The organism is Rhodococcus sp. PAMC28707, assembly GCF_004795915.1.
Classification (GTDB): Bacteria; Actinomycetota; Actinomycetes; order Mycobacteriales; family Mycobacteriaceae; genus Rhodococcoides.
This window is the reverse complement of record NZ_CP039253.1, coordinates 170,365-186,796: the sequence shown is the minus strand read 5'-3', so window position 1 is coordinate 186,796 and position 16,432 is coordinate 170,365. Positions and strand designations below refer to the sequence as shown.

General features: G+C 62.8%; 16 protein-coding genes. 15 read left to right on the top strand and 1 reads right to left on the bottom strand.

The window, feature by feature from the left end; genetic code table 11:
• From E5720_RS00795 to aroB, 5 genes are all read left to right on the top strand, one after another.
• Nucleotides 1-810 carry a shikimate dehydrogenase gene (locus E5720_RS00795; protein ID WP_136169091.1) on the top strand — a complete coding sequence of 270 codons (810 nt, stop codon included), beginning with the start codon at nt 1-3 and terminating at the stop codon, nt 808-810.
• 227 nt (nt 811-1,037) lie between these two features.
• Nucleotides 1,038-1,496 (top strand): A24 family peptidase, encoded by a 459-nt coding sequence (locus tag E5720_RS00790; protein WP_136172334.1) that lies wholly within the window; start codon nt 1,038-1,040, stop codon nt 1,494-1,496.
• A gap of 12 nt (nt 1,497-1,508) precedes the next feature.
• Nucleotides 1,509-2,696, top strand: coding sequence for a chorismate synthase (gene aroC, locus E5720_RS00785; protein WP_136169090.1), 1,188 nt, complete (start codon nt 1,509-1,511; stop codon nt 2,694-2,696).
• Entirely contained in the window at nt 2,693-3,256 is a 564-nt protein-coding gene (locus E5720_RS00780) for a shikimate kinase (RefSeq protein ID WP_136169089.1), read from the top strand. The genes aroC and E5720_RS00780 overlap by 4 nt, the downstream gene beginning before the upstream one ends.
• 10 nt (nt 3,257-3,266) lie before the next feature.
• Nucleotides 3,267-4,379, top strand: coding sequence for a 3-dehydroquinate synthase (gene aroB / locus E5720_RS00775; protein WP_136169088.1), 1,113 nt, complete (start codon nt 3,267-3,269; stop codon nt 4,377-4,379).
• An 83-nt stretch (nt 4,380-4,462) separates the two neighbouring features.
• Here aroB and E5720_RS00770 read toward each other — a convergent pair whose 3' ends face one another.
• Nucleotides 4,463-5,119, bottom strand: a complete 657-nt coding sequence (locus E5720_RS00770) for a B-4DMT family transporter (RefSeq protein WP_136169087.1) — start codon at nt 5,117-5,119, stop codon at nt 4,463-4,465.
• Nucleotides 5,120-5,224: 105 nt separating this feature from the next.
• Here E5720_RS00770 and E5720_RS00765 point away from each other — a divergent pair, with 105 nt between their 5' ends.
• The 10 genes from E5720_RS00765 to pyrF all read left to right on the top strand — a co-directional run bounded on the left by E5720_RS00765 (nt 5,225) and on the right by pyrF (nt 16,337).
• On the top strand, nt 5,225-6,328 hold the full coding sequence (locus E5720_RS00765) for an aminopeptidase P family protein (protein ID WP_136169086.1): 1,104 nt from the start codon (nt 5,225-5,227) through the stop codon (nt 6,326-6,328).
• A 54-nt stretch (nt 6,329-6,382) separates the two neighbouring features.
• Complete coding sequence (gene efp, locus E5720_RS00760) at nt 6,383-6,946, top strand: elongation factor P (protein ID WP_084348807.1); 564 nt, start codon at nt 6,383-6,385, stop codon at nt 6,944-6,946.
• 1 nt (nt 6,947) lies between these two features.
• Nucleotides 6,948-7,523: a transcription antitermination factor NusB gene (nusB, locus tag E5720_RS00755; protein WP_136169085.1), complete on the top strand. Its 576-nt coding sequence runs from the start codon at nt 6,948-6,950 to the stop codon at nt 7,521-7,523.
• Nucleotides 7,524-7,640: 117 nt separating this feature from the next.
• Nucleotides 7,641-8,237, top strand: a complete 597-nt coding sequence (pyrR, locus tag E5720_RS00750) for a bifunctional pyr operon transcriptional regulator/uracil phosphoribosyltransferase PyrR (protein WP_136169084.1) — start codon at nt 7,641-7,643, stop codon at nt 8,235-8,237.
• On the top strand, nt 8,237-9,184 hold the full coding sequence (locus E5720_RS00745; protein ID WP_136169083.1) for an aspartate carbamoyltransferase catalytic subunit: 948 nt from the start codon (nt 8,237-8,239) through the stop codon (nt 9,182-9,184). The genes pyrR and E5720_RS00745 overlap by 1 nt, the downstream gene beginning before the upstream one ends.
• Nucleotides 9,181-10,482 carry a dihydroorotase gene (locus E5720_RS00740; RefSeq protein ID WP_136169082.1) on the top strand — a complete coding sequence of 434 codons (1,302 nt, stop codon included), beginning with the start codon at nt 9,181-9,183 and terminating at the stop codon, nt 10,480-10,482. Before E5720_RS00745 ends, E5720_RS00740 begins: the two co-directional genes overlap by 4 nt.
• Before the next feature lie 5 nt (nt 10,483-10,487).
• Nucleotides 10,488-11,024 carry a transporter gene (locus tag E5720_RS00735; RefSeq protein WP_136169081.1) on the top strand — a complete coding sequence of 179 codons (537 nt, stop codon included), beginning with the start codon at nt 10,488-10,490 and terminating at the stop codon, nt 11,022-11,024.
• Entirely contained in the window at nt 11,021-12,151 is a 1,131-nt protein-coding gene (carA, locus tag E5720_RS00730; protein WP_136169080.1) for a glutamine-hydrolyzing carbamoyl-phosphate synthase small subunit, read from the top strand. Before E5720_RS00735 ends, carA begins: the two co-directional genes overlap by 4 nt.
• Nucleotides 12,151-15,516, top strand: coding sequence for a carbamoyl-phosphate synthase large subunit (gene carB, locus E5720_RS00725; RefSeq protein ID WP_136169079.1), 3,366 nt, complete (start codon nt 12,151-12,153; stop codon nt 15,514-15,516). Before carA ends, carB begins: the two co-directional genes overlap by 1 nt.
• Nucleotides 15,513-16,337, top strand: a complete 825-nt coding sequence (pyrF, locus tag E5720_RS00720) for an orotidine-5'-phosphate decarboxylase (protein WP_136169078.1) — start codon at nt 15,513-15,515, stop codon at nt 16,335-16,337. The genes carB and pyrF overlap by 4 nt, the downstream gene beginning before the upstream one ends.
• Nucleotides 16,338-16,432: the final 95 nt, after the last annotated feature.

Here is a 16,432-nt window from a genome sequence, read left to right as displayed (position 1 = left end):
ATGCGTGCCGCCGTTCTGGGTAGTCCGGTCATACATTCGAAATCGCCCCAGTTGCATCTCGCTGCATACCTTGCCTTGGGTCTGAGCGATTGGACCTACGAACGCATCGAGTGTTCTGCCGATCAATTACCGGGGCTCGTTGGCTGTCTGGGTCCGGACTGGGTCGGCCTGTCGGTGACGATGCCGAACAAGGTTGCGGCGCTGGAGTTCGCCGAGACGAGAACCGATCGTGCGATTCTCGCTGGCTCGGCGAACACCCTGCTGCGCACCAAGACCGGATGGCGAGCCGACTGCACAGATGTCGATGGGGTGAAGGGGGCGCTGCGTGAGGTCGGTGTCGCTGATCTTGCCGGTCGGCCAGTCATGGTCGTCGGAGCCGGCGGAACATCGAGGCCGGCGCTCGTTGCTCTGGCCGAAATGGGGGCGCAATCGGCAACAGTTGTCGCACGATCGGCAGATCGAGCCCGCGAGACTCTCGCATGCGGCGAAGCGGCGGGCTTGAGGACGACGTTCCTTGCTATGTCCGACCGATCGCTGTCCGACGCGGCCGCCGCGTCGGCCGTCGTCGTCAGTACCGTGCCAGCAGAGGGCGCTGCACCGGTCTCGGCGGCCCTTGCACATGCGCCGATCGTTCTCGACGCAATTTACGATCCATGGCCGACGCCGTTGGCGACCGCGGTGGAATCGGCCGGCGGCATCATCGTCTCGGGCCTGTCGATGTTGCTCAATCAGGCTTTCGGGCAGGTTGAGCAATTCACGGGTCTCTCCGCTCCGCGCGCGGCGATGATCGCAGCTATCGGCACCCACTGACAGTTTCATCCACAGGTGGCTCGTCGCTACACAGGGCATTTCTCCACCTGGGAATCCGACGCGACGTGGGTCGGGAGTAGTTCCACACTTGCCGCATGACCACGGCATCTCTGGGATGGGCACTCGTATTCGGTTCGATCGGATGGGGCACAGGACTCGTCACCGAACGAACGGTGAGCGGGTTGGCACCGTCCTGGAAGGCCGTCGGACTTCCGTTGGTGCTGAGTATGGTGTGGTCGGCGGGATCGCTGCTCGGTTGCGGTATCGCGCTCGGGCTGTTGGGTTGGTGGTGTTCGGTTCTGGCGTGCATCGACGTCGGGTGCAGGCGATTACCGAATCCGCTGACAGGCGCAGGCGCGATCGTTGTCCTGTTGCTCGGAGCATTGTCCGGCGACATCGCGCCCATGCTCGTCGGTGCGGCGGCCCTGTTCGGCAGCTATCTCCTCGTTCATGTGTGTTTGCCCACGGCGTTCGGTGCTGGTGATGTGAAACTGGCGTGGACACTCGGCGGTGTTGCGGCGATGGCGGGTCTCGACGCGTGGGCGTTGGTTGCGATACTCCCGCCGCTGCTGACCGGGCTGGTGGGGGTGATGATGACGGCGCTCGGCCGCGGAGACTGCACCGTTCCCCATGGCCCATCCATGTGCGTGTCGACCCTGCTGGCACTCGCGGCTCCACCGACGTGAAAAGATGGGGCCGTGCTGCGCTGGATAACTGCCGGAGAATCTCACGGCCCTGCCCTCGTGTCCATCCTCGAAGGAATGGTCGCGGGTGTCGAAGTGACCTCGGACGACATTGCCGACCAGTTGGCTCGCCGCCGACTGGGCTACGGACGCGGCGCCAGGATGAAGTTCGAGGCCGACAAGGTGACGATCACCGGTGGTGTGCGTCATGGTCGGACTATCGGCGGCCCGATCGCGATCGAAGTGGGCAACACCGAATGGCCCAAGTGGGAACAGGTCATGTCCGCGGACCCGGTGGACCCGTCGGTTCTCGACGCGTTGGCGCGGAACGCTCCGTTGACCAGGCCCCGTCCCGGGCATGCCGATTACTCGGGAATGTTGAAATACGGATTCGACGACGCCAGGCCGGTTCTCGAGCGGGCGAGTGCCCGTGAAACTGCCGCGCGGGTCGCGATCGGCACCGTTGCACGCAGCTTCTTGAAACAGGCACTCGGCGTTGACGTCGTGTCCCACGTCATTTCCATCGGTGCGTCGGAGCCCTACGTCGGTCCACCACCGTCCGGTGACGATCTCGATGCGATCGATGCGAGCCCCGTGCGAGCCTTCGATGCCGCTTCGGGCGAGTCGATGATCGCCGAGATCGAGGCTGCGAAGCGCGACGGTGACACGCTTGGTGGTGTCGTCGAGGTCGTCGTACATGGGCTTCCGGTCGGTCTTGGCTCGTTCGTCAGCGGAGATCGCAAGCTCGATGCACGACTTGCTGCAGCGCTCATGGGGATTCAGGCGATCAAGGGCGTCGAGGTCGGTGACGGCTTCGAGACGGCCCGTCGTCGAGGCAGCGCCGCGCACGACGAGATCACACCGGGACCCGACGGGATCCTGCGATCGACCAACCGCGCAGGTGGTCTCGAGGGTGGCATGACCAACGGAGAGCCTCTTCGTGTCCGGGCAGCGATGAAGCCGATCTCGACTGTTCCCCGCGCGCTCGCAACGGTGGATATGACGACCGGCGAAGAAGCCGTCGCGATCCATCAACGGTCCGATGTGTGTGCGGTGCCCGCTGCGGGCGTCGTAGCCGAGACGATGGTGGCCCTCGTCGTGGCGCAGGCAGTGCTCGAGAAGTTCGGTGGCGATTCGTTGGCGGAGACGACGAGCAATGTCGCGCATTACCTGAAGGGCAACGCCGCCCGACCACCACGATGACTCCCTATGCGGTGCTGGTGGGACCTCCCGGCGCGGGGAAGTCCACCATAGGTAGGCGCGTGTCGCAGGCGCTCGATTTGGAGCTGCTCGACACGGACGCCGCCATCGAGCGCCGCACCGGTCGTACAATTCCAGAGATCTTCGCGCAGGACGGTGAGAAGGCTTTTCGAGTGATCGAGGAGCAGGTCGTTGCCGACGCGCTTGCCACCCACGCGGGCATCGTCTCGCTCGGAGGCGGATCGATTCTCTCCGATCGCACACGTGCATCGCTGGCGTCGCAAACAGTGGTCTACCTCGAAATCAGTGTCGCGGAGGGGTTGCGTCGTACCGGGGCCAACACATCCCGCCCGCTGTTGGCCGGTCCGGGTGCACGCGCCACATATCAGGCTTTGATGCGCACACGGCGTCCGCTCTATCGATCTGTCGCGACCATTCGCGTCCGCACGGACGGGCGAAGTCCGGCCCGAGTGGTCGGCCAGGTCGTGGCGAAGCTGAAGCAGCATCATGCCCAGGAAGGCACTACGCCATCAACAGTGCACAACGAGTCGTCGAGTGGATGAAGGTGAACGGATGACCGACCCCGTACGCGTAATGGTCAAGACTGCAGCGCCGTATCCGGTGATCATCGGCAGAGGATTGTTGACCGACCTGGTCGATCAACTCGTCGGTACGAAGACTGTCGCGATCTTCCATCAGCCACCGCTTGCCGAGACGGCCGAGGCCGTCCGAGAAGTGTTGGCGGCGCAGGGAATCGATGCACATCGCATCGAGATCCCGGACGCCGAGGACGGCAAAGAACTCGCGGTTGCCGGTTTCTGCTGGGAAGTTCTCGGCAGAATCGGACTGACCCGAAGTGATGCCGTGGTAAGCATCGGCGGGGGAGCCGCTACCGACCTCGCAGGCTTCGTTGCTGCGACGTGGATGCGTGGCGTCAAGGTGGTCCACGTGCCGACGACGCTGTTGGCGATGGTCGATGCGGCAGTCGGTGGCAAGACCGGCATCAACACCGAGGCGGGAAAGAACCTCGTGGGTTCGTTCCACGAGCCTTCGGCAGTGTTGATCGATCTCGCGACGTTGGAGACAGTCCCGAAGTACGAGATCGTCTCCGGCCTCGCCGAGGTCATCAAGACCGGTTTCATCGAGGACCCGGTCATTCTCGACTTGATCGAAGCCGATCCCGAAGCAGCAATGGACCCGACTGGATCGGTGCTACCCGAGCTCATTCGCCGGTCGGTCGAAGTCAAGGCCCGAGTCGTTGCCGCTGATCTACGTGAGTCCGATCTTCGGGAGATACTCAATTACGGCCACACCCTCGCCCATGCCATCGAGCGACGCGAGCGGTACCGCTGGCGTCATGGTGCAGCCGTGTCGGTCGGTCTGGTGTTCGCGGCCGAGTTGGGACGGCTTGCGGGCCGCCTCGACGACGCCACTGCCGACCGCCACCGCAGCATTCTCCAGTCGGTCGGTCTTCCCGTCGGATACGACGGCGACGCATTCGGCGATCTGCTCAAGGGAATGCAAACCGACAAGAAGAATCGCGCCGGGATGCTCAGATTCGTCGTGCTCGACGGACTGGCGAAACCGGGGAGGCTCGAAGGGCCTGATCCGGCACTCCTCGTCGCTGCATATTCGGTAGTAGCCAAGGATGCCCCGGGGCCGGGTAGCTCGGGAATTCTGCTCTGACCGAGGCACGATCCGAACGAAAATCCCCCCTGCATGTTGGGCCCAAGGCCGAAGATGCAGGGGGGATTTTTTGTCTTCGAGAGTCAGTGTTCGGAACGATGCTCGCCGTGTGACGTACCCTTCGGGTCCTCGGCTTCGGGCTGCACAGCCTGGAATACCTCGGTGTCCGCATTGTCGCCGGCCCATCGATTCTGGTCAGCTACCGAACTCTGGTCTGCCGCCGACCCCTGGTGCGAGGCGGTAGTCTCCGCGCCGACCAGATGACGATCGTGGCGTCCCTGTTCGTGTTCGGCATCGGATGCGGCGAGCTTCTTCTTCGCCTCGCGTCCGACGAGCAGCCGGCCCAGGAACACCGAGATGGTCGCCGGGATGAAGATCAGAAGAATGGTGAACGCTGCACCCGAGGTCATCTCGAAGAACAGTGAGTTCTGGCCGAGACTGAAGTCCACTATCAGGCCGATCAGCCATGCGAGCAGTCCGGCGAGCAGACCGCCGACAACCGCTGCCTTGAGCCACAGCATCGTCAGGTCGGCGCCGTAATCCGGGTCCGGGTTTGCGCGACGGTCACGAATACCGTCGATCCCAGCCCACACGATGACTGCGAGCAATACCGCAGCCAAGCCCAACCATCGAAGCTGCGAACCATGCAACGGCCACTGTGCAACTGCCAAACCCAGCAGAATTCGCACTCCGACGTTGATCAGTCCCATTCCGATTCCGCGTACCACCCACCCTGTCATGGGGGACAGCGTATCCGTTTCGGGTCGGCACTGTGTCGGGCCCCACACAAACTGCGCCTTCGCGTCGCCAAGGGATCGAACTCGCGACGGCGGTACGTTGTAAGAATGCCTGCAGATTTCGCTGCCCGTCGCTCGGCTCTTCGACACTCCCTCATCGCGAAGGAACTCGACTCTCTGCTGGTCACGGACCTGCTGAACATTCGGTATCTCACCGGGTTCACCGGATCGAACGCAGCGTTGATCATCGGAACCGGCGATTCGTCGTCGGATGAAATCAGAACCGTCATCTGCACGGACGGCCGGTATCTCAGTCAAGTCGCCGAGCAAGTCCCCGATCTTCGTGCAGTGATCGACCGGTCGTCTGCATCACATTTGCTGGCAAGCGAATATGCGCCGACCGGCGGCGCAGTCGGATTCGAGAGCCATGTCGTGACCGTCGATCAGCATCGCGGATGGAGTGAAGTGAATGCCTCGCTCGATCTGGTGTGCAGTCCCGGTCTCGTCGAAGAGCTCCGAATGGTGAAGGACGAGTATGAAATCGGCTTGCTACGCGAGGCCTGCCGCGCGGCCGACGACGCTTTTGCCGTGCTCGTCGAGCGTGGCTCGATTCGGCCTGGCCGTACCGAACTTGCCGTGGCACGTGAACTGGAGTCGCTGATGGTCGAACACGGCGCGGACGGGATTTCCTTCGAGACGATCGTGGCGGCGGGTGCGCATTCCGCGGTACCGCATCACCGACCCACTGCAGCGATCCTGGAATCGGGCGACTTCGTGAAGTTCGATTTCGGCGCGCTCGTCGGTGGATATCACTCGGATATGACCCGAACGGTGGTCATCGGAAACCCTGCGGATTGGCAGCGAGATGTGTACGAGCTGGTTTTGCGTGCTCAGACGGCGGGAAGGAATGCGCTCGTCCCTGGTGTGAGCACTGCATCGGTGGACGCTGCGGCGCGGTCGGTTATCGAAGAAGCCGGGTATGGCGAACTGTTTCTGCACGGCCTCGGCCACGGCGTCGGACTGGAGATCCACGAAGCGCCGGGAATCGCACGCACCAGCACCGGTACACTGCAGTGCGGTGCTGCTGTGACTGTAGAACCGGGTGTGTACTTCTCAGGGCGCGGAGGCGTTCGGATCGAAGACACACTCATCGTCCGCCCCGGCGGTCCTGAGCTTCTCACCATGACCAGCAAGCAACTCACTCTCGTGTGACATCACGGTCACTGCGAGATAAGAACACGCGAACACGAGGAGACATAAAAGCCAGTGGCTTCCACCAGCGATTTCAAGAATGGTCTCGTCCTCAGCATCGATAACCAGTTGTGGACGATCACAGAATTTCAGCATGTGAAGCCGGGTAAGGGACCCGCGTTCGTGCGCACCAAACTCAAGAACGTCCTGTCCGGCAAAGTCGTCGACAAGACGTTCAATGCCGGTGTCAAGGTCGAGACGGCCACGGTCGATCGCCGTGACATGACGTACCTGTACCACGACGGCACCGATTACGTCTTCATGGACGGCGACACCTTCGACCAGCTCGCCATCCCGGAGGCAACGGTCGGCGACGGCGCTCGTTTCCTGCTCGAGAACCTCAGGGTTCAGATCGCGATGCACGAGGGGGCACCGCTTTACGTGGAGCTACCTGTGACGGTCGAACTCGAGGTCAAGCACACCGATCCGGGCCTGCAGGGCGACCGCTCGACCGGAGGCACGAAGCCTGCCACTTTGGAGACCGGCGCCGAGATCTCGGTCCCGCTGTTCATCAACACCGGTGACAAGCTGAAGGTCGATTCGCGCGACGGAAACTACCTTGGGCGTGTGAATTCCTAACGTGTCGTCCAAGAAGGCAGCCGCGCGCACCGAGCCTGTGAAGAAGCTCGGTGCGCGCCACAAGGCCCGCAAGCGCGCTGTAGATTTCCTGTTCGAGGCAGAGGCACGGGATACCGATCCGGTGAACCTCGCCAAAGAACGCATCGAGCTTGCTCGCGCCGACGATTCGATCGCCCCCGTGAGTGAGTACACCGAGACCTTGGTGGTCGGTGTGGCCGAGAACTTGGATCGGCTCGATGGTGTGATCTCCGATCATCTCAACGACTGGACACTCAAGCGGCTGCCCGCAGTCGATCGGGCGATTCTGCGCGTTGCGGTGTGGGAGTTGTTCCACGCTACCGACGTTCCCCCGGTCGTTGCTGTGGACGAAGCGGTCGAACTCGCCAAGCAGTTGTCCACCGATGATTCACCGTCGTTCGTCAACGGTGTGCTCGGCCAAATCGTCCTCGTCGCGCCGCAGGTTCGCGCGGCAGCAGCGGCGGTGTCTTCGCGCGCTGCAACACCCAGTTCTCAGCCGGATGGCACTGACGAAGACACCTCATCGGTCGAAAACCGAGAGCACGCTTCCGACGAGTAATGTTCGTCACGCCAGAGCGCCCCGGCAGTGCTCGAGGGCACGATGCATTGCTAGGCTGTCCAATTGTCAGACATCCTTTAACGATCCGTCCAGAGAGGCGGAGAAGGAGGTCGTAGTTTGCCTGCGCCCGAAAGCCCGTTACCTCCGCCCGAAGAGTCGGAGTCCGCGCGAGAACTGTTGTCCGCTGCCGATGTCGGCCGGACCATCGCGCGAATTGCACATCAGATCATCGAGAAGACAGCGCTCGATTCCGCCGATGCTCCGCGGGTCGTGTTGCTCGGGATCCCGACCCGGGGCACCATCCTCGCGGATCGGCTCGCTGAACGTATCGAGGCGTTCTCGGGTGTACGTCCGCCGCTGGGTTCGCTCGACATCACCCTGTATCGCGACGATCTCCGAAACAAGCCGCACCGGCCACTCGAACGCACCTCCGTTCCCACTGGCGGAGTCGACGGTGCCCTGGTGGTCCTCGTCGACGACGTCCTGTTCTCCGGTCGCACGGTCCGATCGGCGTTGGATGCTCTTCGCGACCTCGGACGCCCGCGTGCTGTCCAACTTGCAGTCCTGATCGACCGCGGACACCGCGAGTTGCCGCTACGCGCCGACTACGTAGGCAAGAACGTCCCGACGGCGCGATCGGAGGACGTGAAAGTTCTGTTCACCGAACGTGATGGTCGAGATGGGGTCAGTTTGTCCGACGGGGGCTCGGCCTGATGAAGCATCTTCTCTCCGTGGCCGACCTGACCGTCGAGTCTGCAACACAGCTGTTGGACGAGGCCGATCGTTTCGAGCAGGCGTTGCTCGGCCGTGAGGTCAAGAAGCTTCCGACCCTCCGTGGCCGCACCATCATGACGGTGTTCTTCGAGAATTCGACCAGGACCCGCGTCTCTTTCGAGGTCGCTGGAAAGTGGATGAGCGCCGATGTCATCAACGTCAGTGCAAGTAGCTCATCGGTTTCCAAAGGTGAATCACTTCGCGATACGGCGATGACGCTGCGAGCCGCAGGAGCCGACGCACTGATTGTGCGGCACCCGGCATCGGGCGCCGCACACCAGATCGCGTCCTGGACGGCCGGACAGGGTGAAGGCACTGGCCCGGCGGTGATCAACGCGGGAGACGGAACGCATGAGCATCCCACCCAGGCGCTTCTCGACGCGTTGACACTGAGGCAGCGTCTCGGGACCATCGCAGGCAAACGAGTCGCCATCGTCGGTGACATTCTGCACAGCCGAGTCGCACGGTCCAACGCGCTCCTGCTGTCGATGCTCGGAGCCGAAGTGGTACTGATCGCACCTCCGACGCTCATGCCGGTCGGAGCGTCTAGCTGGCCGGTTCGGGTGTCGCACAATATCGATGCCGAATTGCCCGGGCTCGACGCCGTACTGATGCTTCGAGTGCAGGCTGAACGAATGAACGGCGGGTTCTTTCCCTCGGCTCGCGAATACTCGATCACGTACGGGTTGTCGCAGAAGCGTATGGATCTGCTGCCCGAGCACGCGGTCGTATTGCATCCAGGGCCGATGCTTCGCGGCATGGAGATCGCGTCCTCGGTGGCTGATTCTCCGAGAACTGCTGTGCTGCAACAGGTTACGAATGGAGTTCACGTGCGCATGGCTGTGCTGTTTCGGTTGCTCGTCGGCTCGGACGGAGGAGCGGAATGAGCGTTGTACTCACCGGTGTGCTCGTCTACGGCGAGGGCCCGGAAACAGACATATTGATCGACGACGGTCAGATCGTGGCGATCGGGACAGACCTCGATGCCGGTGACGCCGAAGTCGTCGATTCGCGCGGACAGATCGTGCTGCCCGGTTTCGTAGACCTGCATACGCACCTGCGTGAACCCGGCCGAGAAGACACCGAGACCATCGAAACCGGTTCGGCTGCTGCCGCGCTCGGCGGATACACCGCTGTCTTCGCGATGGCGAACACGTCCCCGGTCGCCGACTCGGTGGTGGTGACCGATTACGTATGGCGTCGCGGTCAGGAGGTCGGCCTCGTGGACGTGCATCCGGTAGGTGCCGTCACCGTCGGACTCGAAGGAAAGCAGCTCGCCGAGATGGCGATCATGGCCGCGGGCGTAGGCAAGGTACGCATGTTCTCCGACGACGGGCATTGCGTCGACGATCCTTTGATCATGCGGCGCGCGCTCGAGTATTCGAGTTCGCTCGGAGTGCTGATTGCACAACACGCGGAGGAGCCGCGGCTGACGGTCGGGTCCATCGCACACGAAGGCCCGACGGCCGCGCGATTGGGACTGGCAGGCTGGCCGCGAGCAGCGGAAGAGTCGATCGTCGCCCGCGACGCGATTCTCGCGAGAGACGCCGGTGCGAGGGTGCACATTTGTCACGCATCTACTGCCGGAACCGTCGCCCTACTCGCGTGGGCACGCGGCCAGGGCATTTCCATCACCGCCGAGGTGACGCCGCATCACTTGCTTCTCGACGACTCACGGCTCGAAACGTACGACGCGATCAACCGGGTGAATCCGCCTTTGCGTGAGACATCCGATGTCGAGGCCCTACGGCGCGGTCTGGCCGACGGCACGATCGACTGCGTCGCGACCGACCACGCGCCCCACGCCGAGCAGGACAAGTGCTGCGAGTTCGCGCAGGCAAAGCCTGGGATGCTCGGGTTGGAGACCGCACTGTCGATTGTCGTGCAAACGATGGTCGAGCCGGGACTACTCGACTGGCGCGGAGTTGCCCGAGTCATGAGCGAGCGGCCGGCGGAGATCGTGGGATTGCCGGATCAGGGCCGGCCTATCGAGGTCGGTGAGATCGCAAATCTCACCGTCGTCGATCCGAACGCAAGCTGGACCGTCACGGGAAAGAACTTGGCCAGTGTCGCTGACAACACACCGTTCGAATCGATGACGTTCTCGGCAAAAGTGACCACCACGCTGCTACGCGGGCGAATCACCGCACGCGACGGTGTGATCCGAACGCCGACAGGAGCGTAAGGGACATGGACAGAGTTCTCATCGTCGTCGCGTTCGTAGTGTTCTGGGTCCTGATGATCGCGTTGATCTTCTGGGGCTGGCGCGGACGGCAGAAACGACAGGCAGATCGAATCGGCACTTTTCCGGAGGTGCCGTCGGATATCGGCAGCACGGTGCTCGAGCCGTCGACGGGCCTGTATGTCGGCAGCACCATCGCGCCGAGCTGGCAGGACCGAATCGCGGTCGGTGACATCGGCCATCGCGCCACCGCCGAAATCTCACGGCACCAGCACGGGATTTTGTTGGAGAGGACCGGCGAATCCACTATCTGGATTCCTGAGGAGTCCATTCGCGCGATTCGAACCGAGCGTGGGCTCGCCGGCAAGGTCATGAGCAAGGACGGGCTTCTGGTGATCCGTTGGGAATTGCCCACGGGCACCGAGATCGATACCGGATTTCGCGCCGACGACAAGTTCGTCTACCCGGCGTGGGTCGACACAGATACAAATACTGATTCCGGCTCGAGTGCCGGTACAGATGATTCGAAGGAGACACCCGCGTGAGCAGCGCAGTTCTTGTTCTGGAGGACGGCCGGACGTTTCGCGGCACAACTTTCGGGGCCGAAGGTCGAACTCTCGGTGAAGCAGTGTTCTGCACCGGAATGACCGGTTATCAGGAAACTCTCACCGATCCCAGTTACCACCGCCAGATCGTGGTGGCCACCGCTCCCCAAATCGGCAACACGGGCTGGAACCAGGAGGACGGTGAAGCCTCCAGCGCAAGCGACCCCAACAAGATCTGGGTGGCAGGATATGTCGTTCGCGATCCGGCGCGGCGTCCGTCGAGCTGGCGTTCGACCGGAACGCTGCAGGACGAGCTCGAGAAACAGAACGTGGTCGGCATAGCCGGCATCGATACCCGCGCGCTGGTGCGTCACCTCCGCACCCGCGGATCCATGCGTGCAGGCGTGTTCTCCGGAGATGCACTCGGAAGCGCAGACGAGATGCTCGAGCAGGTACTCGGTCAGCCGTCGATGCTGGGAGCCGACCTCGCCGGCGAAGTGACCACGGCTTCGAGCTACACGATCGAGCCTGCAGGCGAGGCTCGATTCACCGTCGTCGCAGTCGATCTCGGGATCAAGACGAACACTCCTCGCATGTTTGCCGAGCGCGGTGTCCGAGTGCACGTGGTGCCCTCGACGGCGAGCATCGAGCAGATTCTGGAATTGAATCCGGACGGCGTCTTTCTCTCGAACGGACCCGGGGACCCGGCGACTGCGGACTCCAGTGTTGCCCTCACCCGTAGCGTTCTCGAGCGGGATCTGCCACTCTTCGGCATCTGCTTCGGCAACCAGATCTTCGGACGCGCCCTCGGGCGCTCTACCTACAAGATGAAGTTCGGTCATCGCGGAATGAACATCCCGGTGGTCGAACACACCACCGGCCGGATCGCCATCACTGCGCAGAACCACGGTTTCGCGCTCGAAGGCGAGGCCGGCGAAGAATTCGACACCGACTTCGGCCGAGCGCGTGTCAGTCACACGTGTGCCAACGACGGCACCGTCGAAGGCGTCGAACTGTTGAGCGGGCGGGCGTTCTCCGTCCAGTACCACCCCGAGGCCGCGGCCGGTCCACACGACGCCGCATACCTCTTCGATCGTTTCACCAGCGTCCTTCAGGAGAAGAAGTAATGCCACGCCGCACAGACCTGAGCCATGTACTGGTCATTGGATCGGGCCCGATCGTGATCGGTCAGGCCTGCGAGTTCGACTATTCGGGAACCCAGGCTTGTCGCGTACTGCGCGAAGAGGGCCTGCGTGTCAGCCTGGTCAACTCCAACCCGGCGACGATCATGACCGACCCGGAATTCGCCGACGCGACCTACGTCGAGCCGATCACCGCCGAGTTCATCGAAAAGATTTTCGCCCGGGAAGCAGAACAAGGCCACCCGATCGAAGCTGTTCTCGCGACTCTCGGCGGTCAGACCGCCCTCAACGCGGCCGTCGCGTTGCACGAGCAGGGAATTCTGACCAAGTACGGTGTCGAGCTGATCGGCGCCGATTTCGACGCCATCCAGCGCGGCGAAGATCGACAGAAGTTCAAGGACATCGTCGCCAAAGTCGGCGGCGAGTCCGCGAAGTCGGCTGTCTGCTACACGATGGACGAGGCGCGAGTTGCCGTCGAAGAACTCGGTTTTCCCGTCGTCGTTCGTCCGTCGTTCACCATGGGTGGGCTCGGCTCCGGAATGGCATACAACGATACCGATCTGACGCGTATCGCCGGCGGCGGGCTGTCTGCCTCGCCGACCGCGAACGTCCTCATCGAGGAGTCGATCCTCGGCTGGAAAGAGTACGAACTCGAACTCATGCGGGACAGTCGCGACAACGTCGTGATTGTCTGCTCCATCGAGAACGTCGATCCGGTCGGTGTACACACCGGTGACTCGGTGACCGTTGCCCCGGCGATGACACTCACCGACCGCGAATACCAGGCCATGCGTGACCTCTCCATCGACATTCTGCGTGAGGTGGGCGTCGATACCGGCGGCTGCAACATTCAGTTCGCGATGGACCCTGCCGATGGTCGGCTCGTGGTCATCGAAATGAATCCGCGGGTGTCGCGGTCTTCGGCACTGGCATCGAAGGCGACGGGGTATCCGATCGCCAAGATGGCCGCCAAACTTGCCATCGGTTACACGCTCGACGAGATCGTCAACGACATCACCAGGGAAACGCCTGCGTGCTTCGAGCCCACTCTCGACTACGTCGTGGTCAAGGCGCCGAGATTCGCATTCGAGAAGTTCCCGGGCGCGGACGGGACCCTCACCACCACGATGAAGTCCGTCGGTGAGGCGATGTCGATCGGACGCAACTTCACCGAGGCGTTCGGCAAGGTCATGCGCTCGCTCGAAACCAAGCGTGCGGGTTACTGGACCGGCCCCGAAGTGACCTGGCCGAGCAATGCCGAAGGCGATCCTGCCGAGGATCTGGAGGGGCTGCTCGCTGACCTGGCCGTTCCGCAGGACGGCCGTATGTACGGCATCGAGAAGGCCTTTGCTCTCGGCGCAACGGTCGAGCAATTGTTCGAGTCCACCAAGATCGATCCGTGGTTCCTCGATCAATTCCAGCTGATCCACGAACTCGGCAACGACATCCGCGATGCTGCAGAGTTCGACGAAGCCCTTCTGCGTCAGGCGAAGTACCACGGACTCTCGGATCGGCAGATCGCCGCGCTTCGACCCGAGCTCGGCGACGAAGACGGCGTCAGGGCTCTGCGAGGCGAACTGGGCGTCCACCCGGTCTACAAGACGGTCGATACCTGCGCCGCTGAATTCGAAGCGAAGACGCCCTACCACTACGGCACCTACGAACTCGATCCCGAAGCCGAGTCCGAGGTCACCGAGCAACGCGAACGCGACAAGGTCCTCATCCTCGGATCGGGACCCAACCGCATCGGCCAGGGAATCGAATTCGACTACTCGTGTGTCCACGCGGCGCAGACACTGTCCGAAGCCGGGTACGAGACGGTCATGATCAACTGCAACCCCGAAACCGTCTCCACCGACTACGACACGGCCGACCGTCTGTACTTCGAACCGCTCACGTTCGAGGACGTACTCGAGGTCTACCGAGCCGAGGCACAGTCGGGCACGGTAGCGGGCGTCATCGTTCAGCTCGGTGGCCAGACGCCACTAGGCCTGGCGAAACGGCTGAAAGCAGCGGGCGTTCCGATCGTCGGCACCAGCCCGGAAGCAATCGACCTCGCGGAAGACCGCGGTGAATTCGGCCGCGTCCTGAACGAAGCCGGTTTGCCCGCACCGAAATTCGGTACTGCAACGACCTTCGACGGCGCGCGCGATATTGCCGCTCGCATCGGATATCCCGTGCTCGTACGTCCCTCGTACGTTCTCGGTGGGCGCGGGATGGAAATCGTCTACGACGAGCCGTCACTGGCCGGGTACATCGAGCGAGCAACCGAGATCTCGCACGACAGACCTGTTCTCGTCGACCGTTTCCTCGAAGATGCCGTCGAAATCGACGTCGACGCACTGTGCGACGGCACCGAGGTGTACCTCGGTGGGGTAATGGAACACATAGAGGAAGCCGGTATCCACTCCGGCGACTCGGCCTGTGCGCTTCCACCGATCACGCTCGGACGAGCCGATATCGAGAACGTTCGTCGCTCGACCGAACTCCTCGCGAAGGGGATCGGCGTCAAGGGCCTTCTCAACGTTCAGTACGCACTCAAGGACGACATTCTGTATGTCCTCGAAGCGAACCCGCGTGCCAGCCGCACCGTGCCGTTCGTCTCGAAGGCGACGGCAGTGCAACTCGCGAAAGCATGTGCGCGGGTCATGATGGGCGAGTCGATCGCCGATCTACGCGCCAGCGGCATGCTTCCTGCGGTTGGTGACGGCGGGACCACACCGCTCGATGCACCTATCGCCGTCAAGGAAGCGGTGTTGCCGTTCAACCGATTCCGCCGCGCCGACGGCACCGGCGTCGACACTCTGCTGAGTCCGGAGATGAAGTCCACCGGCGAGGTGATGGGAATCGACGCTGATTTCGGCACTGCGTTCGCCAAGAGTCAGACAGCGGCGTACGGATCGCTTCCACTATCGGGCGCTGTTTTCGTATCGGTCGCCAACAAGGACAAGCGTTCCTTGATCTTTCCCGTCAAACGTCTTGCCGACCTGGGGTTCACGATTCTGGCCACCGAGGGAACCGCAGAGGTCCTGCGGCGCAACGGGATCACCTGCGAGCAGGTGTACAAGCAGTCCGGCGAGGAAGTCCCGGAAGGAAAAACGACGATCGTCGCTCGCATACTCGCCGGCGACATCGCGATGGTGATCAACACGCCCTACGGCAATTCGGGTCCGCGCGTCGACGGGTACGAAATCCGGAGTGCGGCCGTGGCGCAGAACATCCCGTGCATCACGACGGTCCAGGGTGCATCGGCAGCAGTGCAAGGCATCGAAGCCTCCATCGCAGGCGGCATCGGAGTTCGCTCGCTTCAGGATCTGCACGCCGCGATGGCCGGACGCGGTCAGGCATGACCGTCGGCGGGTGGTTGGATCGACTCCGCACCGCGACCGCCTCGCGGGGTCGACTCTGTGTCGGCATCGACCCGCATCCGGCACTGCTCGACGCGTGGGGTCTGCCCAGGAACGCCGACGGGCTGGAGACATTCGCGGAGATATGCGTCGAGGCCTTCGTCGGTGAGATCGCCGTCGTGAAGCCCCAAGTCGCATTCTTCGAGGCCTACGGCAGCGCAGGCTTTGCGGTGTTGGAACGCACGATCACGGTGTTGCGGGACGCCGGCACGATGGTGATCGCCGACGCGAAGCGTGGGGATATCGGTACCACCATGCGCGCGTATGCGCAGACATGGTTGGGGGAGGGGAGCCCTTTGTCTTCGGATGCGGTAACGGTATCGCCGTATCTGGGATTCGACTCCTTGACCGAGACGTTCGAGGTGGCTTCGGCTCACGGGAGAGGCGTCTTCGTTCTCGCTCGGACATCGAATCCCGAAGGCTCTTCGGTGCAGTTGGCCGAAAGCAACGAACGATCGGTTGCGCAAGCGATCGTCGACGGATCACGAACTGTCGGTCGTGACGGTCTCGGCACGGTGGGCCTCGTCGTCGGTGCCACCCGAGATCACGGTCTGGACCTCGAGGGCTTCGATGGACCGATTCTCGCACCGGGTCTCGGTGCTCAGGGCGCCGAGGTCGGCGATTTGCGGCATATCTTCGGGGATTGCCTACAGCTGCTGCTGCCCAGTTCGTCCCGCGGAGTGCTTGCTGCCGGGCCGACGGTCGGCGCCCTCCAAGACGCCGCTCGAACGCTGCGCGATGAGATCGAGACTGCATTGGCTTAGCTCACCGGCCGAAAGCGCTCGGCAAAGGGGGTGGGTTCGCGAACTCCGTCGAGCGTGGGTACCGTCGCTGTCGTTGCAGGTTACCGCTGGTATGC